This is a genomic window from Candidatus Thiosymbion oneisti (assembly GCF_900092655.1).
GTDB classification, from domain to species: Bacteria; Pseudomonadota; Gammaproteobacteria; order Chromatiales; family Chromatiaceae; genus Thiosymbion; species Thiosymbion oneisti.
In genome coordinates this window covers 1-12,401 of the sequence record NZ_FLUY01001193.1, presented here as the reverse complement: position 1 = coordinate 12,401, position 12,401 = coordinate 1, and the positions used below count along the sequence as shown (strand labels likewise).

Genomic DNA, 12,401 nt, shown 5'->3' with positions numbered 1-12,401 from the left:
CAAGTCCAACCTCGAGGAGGTCCGGGCCCGCGGCGGCGCGCTCTTCGTGTTCGCCGACGACCGCGTCACCATGACCGCAGGGCGAGGCATGACCGTCATCAAGCTCCCCCAGGCAGAGAGCCTCATCGCCCCCTTGCTCTTCACCATCCCGCTCCAGCTCCTGGCCTACCACGTGGCCGTGCTCAAGGGCACCGACGTGGACCAGCCGCGGAATCTGGCCAAATCCGTGACCGTCGAATAAGCAGTCCTGAGGGGGCATAGCGGCCACTGCCATTGGTCATGTTACAACTTAGAAATTAACCACTACCCGACGTTTAAAGGCCCGCTGATCTCCTGTGGCACCGGTGGCGGCGTCTTAATGCAACCTTATCCCCGCGCGGCCCTCGCTTGGCGCGTAGGTTGCGTTAGCCGCGCGCGAAAACGTTTGGGGGAACAGGCGTAAAACCGCTCTCGCTTGCAACAGAGGATAGCTCCTTCTAGGTATATAATCACACGGGACCTGATATCCCTCCTGCGTCGGGACAAGTTTGACGTGTTGCGTTCGACGCACACAGGTTCGCTGATCGTCTGCCAGGTCAGTGCCAGCGTCTTAACGCAACCTACACCCACATTACCCCCCGCGTAGCTGGCCCGCGCGGACCCCGCTTTGAGTGTAGCCTAACATTCGGTGTTCAGTCGGGTACGCTGTCGTCCTGAACGCGCCGTAACCCAACACGACGCCCGCTCAGGCAACGCCAAATAACGCCGAACAGATTAGGATGGTAACATTTAGGTCCTTCGATCCGTGACAATAGCCATCCCATGCGGCAATATCTCGATCTGCTCCGCGATGTTATCGCCAATGGTGCCGAGAAATCGGACCGTACCGGGGTGGGCACGCGCTCGGTATTCGGACGTCAGGTACGGTTCGATCTCGCCCAGGGTTTTCCCCTGGTCACGACCAAGAAGATCCATCTGCGCAGTGTCATCTACGAGCTCTTGTGGTTCCTCGCCGGGTCCACGGATAATCGCTGGCTGCAGGCGAGGGGGGTGAGTATCTGGGACGAATGGGCGGACGCGGACGGGGCGCTCGGACCTATCTATGGCCGCCAGTGGCGGAGTTGGGCCGGTCTCGACGGCGCCACCATCGACCAGATTTCCCAGGTGGTCGCCGGTATCCGCACCAATCCCGATTCGCGCCGTCTGCTGGTATCCGCCTGGAACCCGGCCGAGCTCCCACTGGACGGCCTATCGCCCCAAGCGAACGTCGCCCGTGGCCGTATGGCCCTGGCCCCTTGTCACTGCCTGTTCCAGTTCTATGTGCAGGACGGGCGGCTCTCTTGCCAGCTCTATCAACGCAGCGCCGATCTGTTTCTGGGCGTCCCCTTCAATATCGCCAGCTATTCCCTGCTTACCCACATGATCGCGCACCAGTGCGGCCTGGGGGTGGGGGATTTCGTGCACAGCTTCGGCGATCTGCACCTGTACCGCAATCACCTCACCCGGGACATCGTCTACGAGCAGCTACGGCGTGAGCCGCGCCCCTTGCCGCACTTGTCGATCCGTCGGCTCCCGAAATCCCTGTTCGACTATGAGTTGGAGGATTTCCGGTTCGAGGGTTACGATCCCCATCCAATGATCCGCGCCCCCATCGCCGTATGAACACCGAACTATCCTGCCGGAGGTCCCGCCCGTGATCCAAGCCCTGGTCGACTATGGACTCTTCCTCGCCAAAACCCTGACCCTCGTCTTGTTAATCGGTGCCCTGCTGATGGCCCTGATGCGCGCCCGCGGCAGGTTCCACGTGGACGGGGATCGGCTCGAGGTGATCGACCTCAATGGTAAGTACCGGGACATGGCGCGGGTCCTGAAGCAGGCCTCGTTACCCAAAAAGGCGGCCCTCAAGGCGCTGAAAGAGGAGCGCAAGGCGCGTAAGCGGCGTGACCAGGCGGCAGAGGGGAAACGCCGGCGGATCTTTGTGATCGATTTTCATGGCGATATCAAGGCCACCGAGGTCGCCTCCCTACGGGAGCTCATTACCTGTGTGCTGATGGAGGCGGAAGAGGGCGATGAGCTTCTGGTGCGGCTCGAAAACGCCGGCGGGGTCCTGGCCGAGCATGGGTTGGCAGCCTCCCAATTGGCGCGCGTGCGCGGCAGCAAGGTCCGCCTGACGGTGGCGGTGGACAAGGTGGCCGCCAGTGGCGGTTATCTGATGGCCTGTGTGGCCGACCACATCATCGCAGCGCCCTTCGCCGCGGTGGGCTCCATCGGCGTGGTGATGCAGCTTCCCAACTTCCACCGTCTGCTGGAGCGCCGCGGCGTGGATTTCGAGCTGCACGCGGCCGGCGAGTACAAGCGGACCCTGACCCTGTTCGGCGAGAATACGGACGCGGATCGGGAAAAGGTGCGCGAGCAGCTCGAGGACACCCATAGGCTGTTCAAGGACTTTATCCGGGAGTATCGGCCGGACGTCGATCTGGGCCGGGTGGCCACCGGCGAATATTGGCAGGGCATCCAGGCCCTGGACCTGGGCCTGGTGGATGCGATCAAGACGAGTGACGATTACCTGCTGGAGGCGGGCGCCGAGGCGGATCTCTATCTGGTCGCCTATACGGCCCACAAACGGCCGCTGGAGCGATTGCTGGCGGCCGTGCAGGGCAGTGTGCCGAGGGCCTGGTTCGGACGTTGAATGTCAACAGACCCTAAGTACAGCAGTGCCCAAGTACCGATCACATCGATCCGGTTCTTCCGTCGGGAATGCTTTTTCTGCCGCAAATGAACGCGAATGAACGCAAATCGGTCGGAATCGGTTTGCCGTCATCGACAGCGTCGGGTTGCGTTACGCCGTGCTCCCCCAGGCGTTTCCCCGTGCGGCTGACACAACCTACAAGCAAGGCTCCGCGCGGGCAGACCGTGCGGGGGATAATGTGGGTGTAGGTTGCGTTAAGACGCTGGCACCGACCTGGCAGGCGATCAGCGAGCCTTTGAGCGTCGCAACGCAACACGTCCGGTCCCCCAAACAGCGCCAAATCATTCAGGATTGTTAGCGTCTACTTGCCGCGGGTAGGTACCAAGCAGGTCGATCAAGCGCGGACGGGTTGTCGATGGCGAGCTTTCGTGGACATCTCTATGGCGGCGTAGTGGTGAGCGCTGCCGCCGGGCTGGGAGTGGATAGCCTCGGATGGGCGGGTCCCGGCCAAATCCCCGTGCTGTTCATGCTGGGGGTGGTCGGTGGATTGCTGCCGGACATCGATGCGGACAACTCGACCCCGCTCCGTATGATGTTCATCCTGCTCGGGGTCACGGCAGCGTTTCTCGTCACCTTTTCACTGGTGGACGGCATTGCGCCCGTCGAGCGCATGTTGCTTTGGGGCGCGGTGTTCCTCCTGGTGCGTTTCGGTCTGTTCGAGATTTTTTGCCGTTTTACCGTGCACCGGGGGGTATGGCACTCCTGGCTCGCCGTGGCCTTCGTTACCTCGGCGACGGCCGATATCGCCTACCATCTGGTCGGGGTCTCGGCCTGGGACTCCTGGTTGGCGGGGAGCTTCGTAGCACTTGGGTACCTGACCCATTTGTGCCTCGATGAGATTGCCGGCGTGGATCTGCTCAATCACCGCATGAAGCGTTCCTTCGGCACGGCCCTCAAGCCCTTCAGCATCGCCTCGCCCATCGCATCCATGGCCATGTTCCTAGGCACACTCGCGCTTGTCTACCTGGCCCCGACCGTTGCGCCGGTTATTGAAGCTATCAGGACATTGCCTCTGGGTTGATCGCCGGACCCGACAGCGCTAAGACGCCGGCACTGACCTGGCAGACGATCAGCGAGCCTTTGGGCGTCGAACGCAACACATCAAACCCTGTCCCGACGCAGGAGGGATCTTTTCCCTCCAGACAACACCAAATCATTCAGGATTGCTTTTAACCAGACAGCTTCTAAGGAAAAGCGATCCGCCAGGGCCTTGGTTTCAGAAGCGATGTACACGCATTCACCCGGCTAGGACTCCGCCAGGGTGCAACCTGACGTACATCATCTCATCTGAAAATACACGGCCTCCAACCCGTCCGAGCTATGGCAGCGAAGGGGGAAGATAGGTATCTTAACAAATTCTGATATAGGTGTGGGCTTGCGCCCCGCTTCACCGAACAACCCAGCCCGCTCCCATTCGGAAATCACGCTGGTTTTTTCGCCAGAACCATTCCGCGAAGATGGAGGAAAGTCCATGACGGAAGTCGTCGCAACCAACGAGACCATCCTGGTAGTCGGTGGTGGCATCAGCGGCATGACCGCAGCGCTGGAGGCCGCCGAAACCGGGAAACAGGTGGTGCTGGTTGAGAAGCGCCCCTATCTGGGTGGGCGCGTCTCCCAGCTCTACAAATACTTCCCCAAGCTGTGCTTCCCCACCTGTGGTCTGGAGATCAACCAGCGCCGTGCCAAGATGAATCCCAACCTGCGGGTGCTCACCATGGCAGAGGTGACGGACATCAAGGGGGAGAAGGGAAACTACACCGCATCCGTCAAGCTCTCCCCGCGTTACATCAACGAGAACTGCACCGCCTGCGGCGAGTGTGAAAAGGCCGTCGCGGCCGAGTTCGACGACGAGTACAACTACGGCCTCGGCAAGCGCAAGGGGGCCTATCTCCCCTACCACATGGCCCATCCCCAGCGCTATGTGCTGGACCCGGCCATCATCGGCACCGACGACGCCCAAAAGGCGAAGGACGCCTGCAAGTACGACGCCGTCGACCTGGGCATGACCGAGGAAACCCTCGATTTCCCCTGCGGCGCGGTGATCTGGGCCACGGGATGGCGCCCCTACGATGCAGCCAAGATCCAGCCCTACGGTTATGATCGCATCGCCAACGTCATCACCTCGGTCGAATTCGAGCGCATGGCCGACCCGTCCGGTCCCACCGGCGGCAAATTGGTGCGCCCCTCCGACGGCAAGGAAGCCAAGAAGGTTGCCTTCATCCAGTGCGCCGGCTCCCGTGACCGCAACTATTTGTTGCACTGCTCACGCATCTGCTGCATGGCCTCCCTCAAGCAGTGCACCTATGTGAGCGATGCCTACGGCGAGGACGCCGACATCAGCGTCTACTACATCGATATCCGCGCCATCGACCGTTTCGAGGATTTTTACCAGAAGGTCAAAGGGATCGAGCAGGTCAAGTTCATCAAATCCAAGCCCGCCGCCGTGGTGGCAGACAAGGACGGCAACCCGGTGGTCCACGGCGTGGACACCGAAGGCTACAAACGCTTCGAGGACACGCATGACCTGGTGGTCCTGGCTATCGGCATGGAGCCGTCCGTGGACCAGGACGATTTCCCGGTGGACATCCGGATCAACCGTGAGGGCTTTATCGAGGCCGGACCCCAAGGTGCGAACGATCATGGAGGGGTCTTCGCCGCCGGCTGCGCATCCGACGCCCTCGACGTGAACCGTGCCGTCCAGCACGCCACCGGAGCGGCGCTGCGCGCCATCCAGACCATCAACGGCGCCGCCGGAGTGGAGGGCTAAGAACATGGCAGACGAGAAGAAATTCGCCGGCTACATCTGCACCGGCTGCGGCATCGGCGAGCGCCTGGACGCGGGTCAGCTCGAGACCACCGCCAAGCAGGACGGCAAGCTGGCCGAGGTCAAACAGCACCAGATGCTGTGCAGCAAAGAAGCGGTCCGGATGATCCGCGACGACATCGCCAACCAGGGCATCACCCACCTGATGATCGCCGCCTGCTCGCGCCGCGCCAAGGTGGAGGCCTTCAACTTCCCCGAGGTCGCTTTGTCCCGCGCCAACCTGCGCGAGGGCGTCATCTGGCTGCGGCCCCAAACCAGTGAGGAGCACGACGACAACCAGGAGACCACGCAGGAGATGGCGGACGATTACATCCGCATGGCCTGCGCCGAGGTCAAGTACATGACCGCGCCCGCCGCTTCCGGCGAGCAGGCGCTCAACAAGACCCTGCTGGTGGTGGGCGGCGGCGTCACCGGCATGACCGCGGCCGTCGAGGCGGCCACGGCGGGTTACCCGGTGCATCTGGTAGCGGAAGAGGCCAAGCTGGGTGGGGTCTGGACGGATCTCTACCAGCGGGTACCCTTCCGCGCCGCAGCCAAGGACGTCCCCCATGGCCGCGACCTGGATCTGCCCCAGCCGGAAGACCCTGGCATCGAGGCCCTGGCCGCCGAGATCGAGACCAACGACAAGATCAGCGTCCATTTGAACGCCAAGGTCACCAAGACCTCCGGCGCGCCGGGACGCTTCTCGGTAGACATCGGCACCGAATCCGGCGGCGCTACTACCGAGAATGTGGGCACCGAGAACGTGGGCGCCATCATCCAGGCCAGCGATTACAAACCCTTTGACGCCAACCGGCTGCCCGAATTCGCCTATGGCAAGACCCCGGACGTGGTCACCGGCTTTGAGCTGGAAAAGCTGGCCAAAGAGGCCGCCGGCGGCCCCATCAAGCGCCCCTCTGACGGTAAGGAGATCCAATCCGTCGCCTTCATCCAGTGCGCCGGGCAGCGTTCGGAGAAAGAAGGCCATCTGCCCTACTGCTCCGGCTTCTGCTGCACCGAGTCCATCAAGCAGGCCATGTACTTCAAGGCGCAGAACGCGGATTGCGATGCCACCATCCTGTTCGACGACCTGCGCACCCCCGGCGCCGCGGGAGAAGATTTCTACCGCTCGGCGCAACAGGCCATGGTCACCTTCTCCAAGGGCAAGGCCTCCGAAGTCGCCGCCAACGGCGGACTCAAGGTCAAGTTCAAGGACCTGATCCTGGATGAAGACACGGAGCTGGACTGCGACCTGGTGGTACTGGCTACCGGCCAGGTGCCCAACGTGGGTCCGGACCCCTACGCCCAGCTGGCGGTCGAAGAGGCCGAGGACGAGGAGGAAAAGGCCAAGGCCCAGGCCATCCTGGAAAACGCCCCGCCGTCCATCCTCAACCTGGACTACCGTCAGGGCACCGACCTACCCCAGCTCAAGCACGGCTTCGTCGACTCCCACTTCATCTGCTTCCCCTATGAGACCCGTCGCACCGGCATCTATGCCGCCGGTCCCGTGCGCCGTCCTATGGACATGAAGCAAGCCGTGGAGGACGCCGCCGGTGCCACCATGAAGGCCATCCAGGCGGTCGAAAACGCCGGCCAGGGCCGCGCCGTTCATCCGCGGGTCGGTGATCTCAGCTACCCGAGCTTCCGCAAGGAAGGCTGCACCCAGTGCAAGCGCTGCACGGTGGAATGCCCCTTCGGTGCCATCAACGAGGACGAAGAGAAATACCCCCTGTTCAACGAGTCCCGCTGCCGGCGCTGCGGGACCTGCATGGGCGCCTGTCCGGTGCGCGTGATCTCCTTCGAGAACTACTCCATCGACACCGTGGGCCAACAGCTGAAGAACGTGGAGATCCCCGACGAGTTCGAGGAGAAACCCCGCATCCTGGCCCTGGCCTGCGAAAACGACGCCTACCCGGCCCTGGACATGGCCGCCCAGGCCGCCAACTCGGGAGCGGAACTGGAACTCACCCCTTGGGCGCGCGTCATTCCGGTCCGTTGCCTGGGTTCGGTGAGCCTGTCCTGGATCACGGACGCCCTCAACAGCGGTTACGACGGCATCGTGCTCATGGGCTGCCGCCGCGACGACGACTACCAATGTCACTTCGTGCGCGGATCGGCCATCGCCGCCGAGCGTTTGAGCAAGGTCGGCGATACCCTCCAGTCCCTGAACCTGGAGCCGGAGCGGGTCGCCGTCTACGAGGTCGCCATCACCGATACCAAGCGTGCGCCCCAGCTGATCAACGACATGGCCGAGACCGTGGAAAAGATCGGCATGAGCCCGTTCAAGTTCTGAATTGAATTGGAACCGCCTAGGCGCAAAGAACGCATCGGGGTCGAAAATGGAGGTAGCGGTTAAGGTTTAAGTGGAAGCATCGCCGGTGGCAGTGTGCTGGACACGCCCCGAGCTGTCCCCCTCTCCCTGTGAGGATGTCGCAAAAGCCCCTCTCCCGCCGGGAGAGGGGTTGGGGAGAGGGGATCAAAAAATAGGCTGGGTTGAGGGACGAAACCCGGCATAGATAGCTGGGCTTCGTCCCTCGATCCAGCCTGCGGGCTAACCACTTGAAAATTTACCACTACCGAAAATAAATACCTTTGCGTACTTCGCGCCTTTGCGGTTCAAGAGAATTACGGAGATCGAGCGATGATCGAAAACTATCGCAACAGCTTCCTCAAGGAAGTCGAGGCGAATGTCGAGGAAGGCGAGTGGGTGAAGATGTGCATGCAGTGTGGCGTGTGCTCCGGTTCCTGCCCGCTGGGGAAATTCTGGGACCACCCACCCCAGGAGCTCTTCATGATGATCCGCGCCGGCCAGCGCGACCAAGTCCTGGGATCGGATTCCATGTGGATGTGCACCTCCTGCTACAACTGCATCGTGCGCTGTCCGCGGGAGCTTCCTATCACCCACATCATGCACGGCCTAGCCCACTACGCCAAACGCCAAGGTCTAGTGCCCGCCAATCAGCCCACCGCCAAGTTCGCCCAGAAGTTCTGGGACAACCTCATGACCAAGGGGCGGGTCAACGAGTTCAAGCTGGGCCTGAGCCTCTACTTCATGAACGGCTTCGGCGAAGGCATCAAGGTCGCCATGAAAAACCAGAAGCTCGGCATGAACATGCTCAAAGCCAAGCGCATGAACCCCAAGGAAATCATGGGCGGTCACACGGTCGAAGACCTGAGCGGATTCCAGCAAGCGATCAAGAAGGCCACCGAGCTGGAAGACGCCCGCATCGCGCAACCCGGCGGCTGATAGCCAACCCGACATGGCACGCGCACTTGATACACTCGAATTGTTCGACGAGCTCAAGTCCTCCTTCACCGAGGACCAGGCCCATGTACTGTCCAAGGCCCTGCGTCAGGTAGAAGAAGCACGGCTCGAGGAGCTGGCCACCAAGCAGGACCTGATCAATCTGGAGACGCGCATAGATGCTAGGCTCGTCGCCCTCGAAGGTAAGATCATCAAGTGGATAGTCGGTCTGGCCGTCGCCCTGTTCTCCGCGTTGATTGCGATCTTGCTCAAACTCCCATAGGACCCCAGCCATGGCGAAACGCGAATACGCTTTCTATCCCGGGTGCTCTTCCCAGAAGGGTGCCTCCTCCTCTAACCTCATGACCTCGGTCCGGACCATGTGCGAGGAGTTGGACATCCAGCTCAACGAAATCCCGGACTGGAACTGCTGCGCCGCCTCCATCGGCTACGCCGGTGGTGGCGAGCTGCCCCGCCTCACCCTCTCGGCACGCAACATCGCCCTGTCCGAAAAGCACCATGCGGGGCAAGACCTGGTCGCCACCTGCGCCGCCTGCTGGCTCTCCACCCGCGAGGCCGCCGAACGCCTGGAAGAAGACGCCGGTCTGATGGCCGAGGCCAACCAGGCCCTGGCCGAGGCCGATCTCGCACTCAAGAACCAGACCCCCATCAAACACATGGTCGAGGTCCTGATCGAAGACATCGGCTATGAGGAAATGGGCGCCAAGGTCAAAAAACCCCTGGCAGGCATCAAAATCGCCAGCTACGTAGGCTGTCAGACCAACCGCCCCTTCGGCATCGTCGGTGAATCCTTCGAGAACCCCGTCTATCTGGATAAAATGATCGACACCCTGGGCGGGGAATCCATCCCCGGCTACGAAAAGAAGGTCCAGTGCTGTGGCGGTGCGCTCGCCTTCTCCGAGCCCGAGAAATCCCAGGAGATGGTCAAGGGCATCATCGAGGCGGCCTATGACCACGGCGCCGACATGATCGCCACCCCCTGTCCCGTGTGCCAGATGAACGTGGAGGTCTACCAGCCCGACATCAACGCCACCTATGGCACCAAGTTCAACATGCCGGTGGTCTATTACTCGAACCTCATGGCGGTGGCCTATGGCCGCAACGCTAAGGACGCGGCCCTCGACGGGCAGATCATCCGGGCCAAGAAGCTGGATGAGCTTGCAGCAAAATAGCAACCGCTCGACGTTCTGCTAAACTAAAAGGCCCGCACAGCGGGCCTTTTTTGTACTTAAGTGAGCCTGCCATGAATCTCCATACTGCCGTTGAAAAATTGAGCGCCCTCTCGGAAGAGAAACAGGCCACGGTGCTGGACTTCATCGAGTTTCTGAGTAGTCGCCCGCCCACGAGCGTTACCGTGGGCGAAAGACGCCGATTGGCCCTTCGGGATGAACCCTTTATCGGTATGTGGGCGGATCGAGAAGACCTAGCGGACAGTACTGCGTGGGTTCGCGCACTGCGCGGTAACGAATGGCATCAATGACTCCCCATGTCCTGGTCGATACCGATATCCTGATCGACGTTTCCCGAAATCTCGATCCGGCCATAAGATTCTTGGACGACCTTGAGCGTCAGGGAACACCCGGCATCAGCCTGGTAACCGTACTGGAGCTGTACGCCGGCTGTTGCAGCAAGCGTGAGCTCGCCTCCACCGAAGCCTTTACTCAACGCTACCTTCGCATCGATATCGATGGCGCGATCAGCAACATCGCCATGACTTTGTTTCGGGAATATCGTCTTAGTCATGGCTTAATGATTGCTGATTGCCTGATCGCAGCGACAGCAATTGGTCTTCGCATTCCTCTCGCGACCAAGAACCGTCGAGACTTCGTTTTCATCGACGATTTGACGTTGAAAATGTACCAATAACGCTCCTCGCGGTCGGGGAACAAACCACGAGCGGGCTTTTTTCGTACTGGCATCTAACTACTGAGCTTGCCATCATGACAGACATAGAGCGACTCAAATCCCAGCTACTCAAGAACCAACCCGAATTCGTCAAGAATTTCCACTTTGAGTTCAATGAAGACCTGGATGGCGATCCGGCGGTCTGGATCTGGGCCATCGTCGGGGACAGTGAAGTCGAATCCGTGGACTTTCCGGAGCACATGAAAGCCACGAGAAGCTGGATTTCAACCGCGCTTTCAGAGACACACATCGAGCGCTGGCCCTACATGCGCTTCCGCGCCGAATCCGAAGTCGATCCGGTCACGCTCCAAGTGCTGTGAGTCTGCCCCAAGACTTTCAATAAATCGGAGCTAGACATGCGAGTTAAAGACAAATACCTGAATCCTTTTACGGATTTTGGTTTCAAGAAATTATTCGGCATCGAGCCGAATAAAGATCTGCTTATCGATTTTCTCAATGAACTGCTGCGTAGAGATGAAGGAGAAATCAGGGACATTACTTACCTTTCACCGGAACAACTCGGGAGAACCAGTGGTGAGAGGAAGGCCATCTTCGACATTTATTGTGAGAACGCACAGGGTGAAAAATTCATCGTCGAGACGCAGCAGGCAAAGCAGAATTATTTTAAAGACAGAAGTATTTATTATTCGACATTTCCGATTCAGAATCAAGCCCAAAAGGGGGGTTGGATTTTGAATCGAAATCGGTTTACACTGTTGGCATCTTGGATTTCGTCTTCGACGAAGATAAGGGTAACGACCAAGTCTTTCATCACGAAGTGCAATTATTCGACAAGAGCGTGCAAGCGGTCTTCTATGACAAATTGACCTATATTTATCTGGAAATGCCGAAATTCACCAAAACGGTCGACGAATTGGAAACCCACTTCGACAACTGGCTTTATGTACTGAAGAATCTCGAGAACCTGACGGACAGACCTGCGAAGTTACAGGAAAGCATCTTTAACAAGCTCTTTGAACAGGCGGAAATCGTGAAGTTCAACGATAAAGAATACAGCGAATATGAAGAAAGCTTGAAGATTTATCGTGATTTGAAGAACTCAATCGATACCGCGAGAGAAGAGGGTATAGAAAAGGGTATGGAAAAGGGCAGAAGAGAAGAGAAAATCACGATCGCTGGGAAGTTGAAACGACAAAATATACCACCTAAGATGATTTCTCGAAGTACTGGCTTACCAATAGAAGAAATCGAGAAGTTATAACCCCGAATAAGCGAGGTTCGTCGAAGGCCAAACCTCGATGCAAACTGTACGCGAAATGACAAGCGCCACACGTTACGAAGAAGACGTAATTGCCTGGGCCACGGAACAGGCAAGTCTGCTACGCGCGGGCCAGTTCGACCAACTGGATACGGAGCATTTGGCCGAGGAGATCGAAGACGTGGGCAAAAGCGAACAGCGGGAGCTGGTCAGCCGCATGACGCGATTGCTGGCGCACCTCCTCAAGTGGCAGAAGCAACCGGGACGCCGCGGCGCAAGCTGGCAAATCACCATCCGCAACCAGCGTCGCGGTATCGTCCGGCGGTTGAAGGAAACGCCAAGCCTGCGCCCCAAGCTCGCCGAGTCCGATTGGTGGACCGGCGTGTGGGACGACGCCACGGCCCAAGCGGCCGAAGAGACCGGCCTCTCCGACTTTCCGGAAATCTGCCCTTGGGAACCGAGCGAAATCCTGAATCAGGAG

12 protein-coding genes and 2 pseudogenes are annotated in these 12,401 nt (G+C 59.7%); all 14 read left to right on the top strand.

All coding sequences use genetic code 11. The annotated features are described in order from the left end of the window. Positions 1-241, top strand: a pseudogene (locus tag BQ17_RS12120) (glutamine--fructose-6-phosphate transaminase (isomerizing)); the annotation flags it as partial. A 560-nt stretch (positions 242-801) separates the two neighbouring features. After that, a complete protein-coding gene (locus BQ17_RS12115) occupies positions 802-1,641 on the top strand; it encodes a thymidylate synthase (RefSeq protein WP_089727407.1) in 840 nt (279 codons plus the stop codon). Between the two features lie 31 nt (positions 1,642-1,672). After that, positions 1,673-2,668, top strand: a complete 996-nt coding sequence (sohB, locus tag BQ17_RS12110; RefSeq protein ID WP_089727405.1) for a protease SohB — start codon at positions 1,673-1,675, stop codon at positions 2,666-2,668. A 415-nt stretch (positions 2,669-3,083) separates the two neighbouring features. Next, positions 3,084-3,749, top strand: a complete 666-nt coding sequence (locus BQ17_RS12105) for a metal-dependent hydrolase (protein WP_089727403.1) — start codon at positions 3,084-3,086, stop codon at positions 3,747-3,749. Positions 3,750-4,199: 450 nt separating this feature from the next. Then, positions 4,200-5,495: a CoB--CoM heterodisulfide reductase iron-sulfur subunit A family protein gene (locus tag BQ17_RS12100; RefSeq protein WP_089727401.1), complete on the top strand. Its 1,296-nt coding sequence runs from the start codon at positions 4,200-4,202 to the stop codon at positions 5,493-5,495. 4 nt (positions 5,496-5,499) lie between these two features. Next, a complete protein-coding gene (locus tag BQ17_RS12095) occupies positions 5,500-7,824 on the top strand; it encodes a hydrogenase iron-sulfur subunit (protein ID WP_089727399.1) in 2,325 nt (774 codons plus the stop codon). 348 nt (positions 7,825-8,172) lie between these two features. Beyond that, a complete protein-coding gene (locus BQ17_RS12090; protein ID WP_089727397.1) occupies positions 8,173-8,778 on the top strand; it encodes a 4Fe-4S dicluster domain-containing protein in 606 nt (201 codons plus the stop codon). Between the two features lie 13 nt (positions 8,779-8,791). Further along, on the top strand, positions 8,792-9,058 hold the full coding sequence (locus BQ17_RS12085; protein WP_089727395.1) for a hypothetical protein: 267 nt from the start codon (positions 8,792-8,794) through the stop codon (positions 9,056-9,058). A gap of 10 nt (positions 9,059-9,068) precedes the next feature. Next, positions 9,069-9,968: a CoB--CoM heterodisulfide reductase iron-sulfur subunit B family protein gene (locus BQ17_RS12080; RefSeq protein WP_089727393.1), complete on the top strand. Its 900-nt coding sequence runs from the start codon at positions 9,069-9,071 to the stop codon at positions 9,966-9,968. A 71-nt stretch (positions 9,969-10,039) separates the two neighbouring features. Next, positions 10,040-10,276: a hypothetical protein gene (locus tag BQ17_RS12075; RefSeq protein ID WP_089727391.1), complete on the top strand. Its 237-nt coding sequence runs from the start codon at positions 10,040-10,042 to the stop codon at positions 10,274-10,276. Further along, positions 10,273-10,662: a type II toxin-antitoxin system VapC family toxin gene (locus BQ17_RS12070; RefSeq protein WP_218068249.1), complete on the top strand. Its 390-nt coding sequence runs from the start codon at positions 10,273-10,275 to the stop codon at positions 10,660-10,662. Before BQ17_RS12075 ends, BQ17_RS12070 begins: the two co-directional genes overlap by 4 nt. 74 nt (positions 10,663-10,736) lie before the next feature. After that, positions 10,737-11,021: a hypothetical protein gene (locus tag BQ17_RS12065; protein ID WP_089727386.1), complete on the top strand. Its 285-nt coding sequence runs from the start codon at positions 10,737-10,739 to the stop codon at positions 11,019-11,021. A gap of 36 nt (positions 11,022-11,057) precedes the next feature. Continuing rightward, a pseudogene (locus BQ17_RS24200) lies at positions 11,058-11,923 on the top strand (Rpn family recombination-promoting nuclease/putative transposase). A gap of 37 nt (positions 11,924-11,960) precedes the next feature. Beyond that, positions 11,961-12,401 (top strand): DUF29 domain-containing protein (locus BQ17_RS12055; RefSeq protein ID WP_256091565.1); only part of this gene is annotated, 441 nt, incomplete at its 3' end.

Coding starts and splice junctions, on each gene's coding strand:
- BQ17_RS12115 (WP_089727407.1), top strand. CDS start 802: ATGCGGCAATATCTCGATCTGCTCCGCGATGTTATCGCCAATGGTGCC.
- BQ17_RS12075 (WP_089727391.1), top strand. CDS start 10,040: ATGAATCTCCATACTGCCGTTGAAAAATTGAGCGCCCTCTCGGAAGAG.
- BQ17_RS12105 (WP_089727403.1), top strand. CDS start 3,084: ATGGCGAGCTTTCGTGGACATCTCTATGGCGGCGTAGTGGTGAGCGCT.
- BQ17_RS12100 (WP_089727401.1), top strand. CDS start 4,200: ATGACGGAAGTCGTCGCAACCAACGAGACCATCCTGGTAGTCGGTGGT.
- BQ17_RS12065 (WP_089727386.1), top strand. CDS start 10,737: ATGACAGACATAGAGCGACTCAAATCCCAGCTACTCAAGAACCAACCC.
- BQ17_RS12085 (WP_089727395.1), top strand. CDS start 8,792: ATGGCACGCGCACTTGATACACTCGAATTGTTCGACGAGCTCAAGTCC.
- BQ17_RS12070 (WP_218068249.1), top strand. CDS start 10,273: ATGACTCCCCATGTCCTGGTCGATACCGATATCCTGATCGACGTTTCC.
- BQ17_RS12080 (WP_089727393.1), top strand. CDS start 9,069: ATGGCGAAACGCGAATACGCTTTCTATCCCGGGTGCTCTTCCCAGAAG.
- BQ17_RS12090 (WP_089727397.1), top strand. CDS start 8,173: ATGATCGAAAACTATCGCAACAGCTTCCTCAAGGAAGTCGAGGCGAAT.
- BQ17_RS12095 (WP_089727399.1), top strand. CDS start 5,500: ATGGCAGACGAGAAGAAATTCGCCGGCTACATCTGCACCGGCTGCGGC.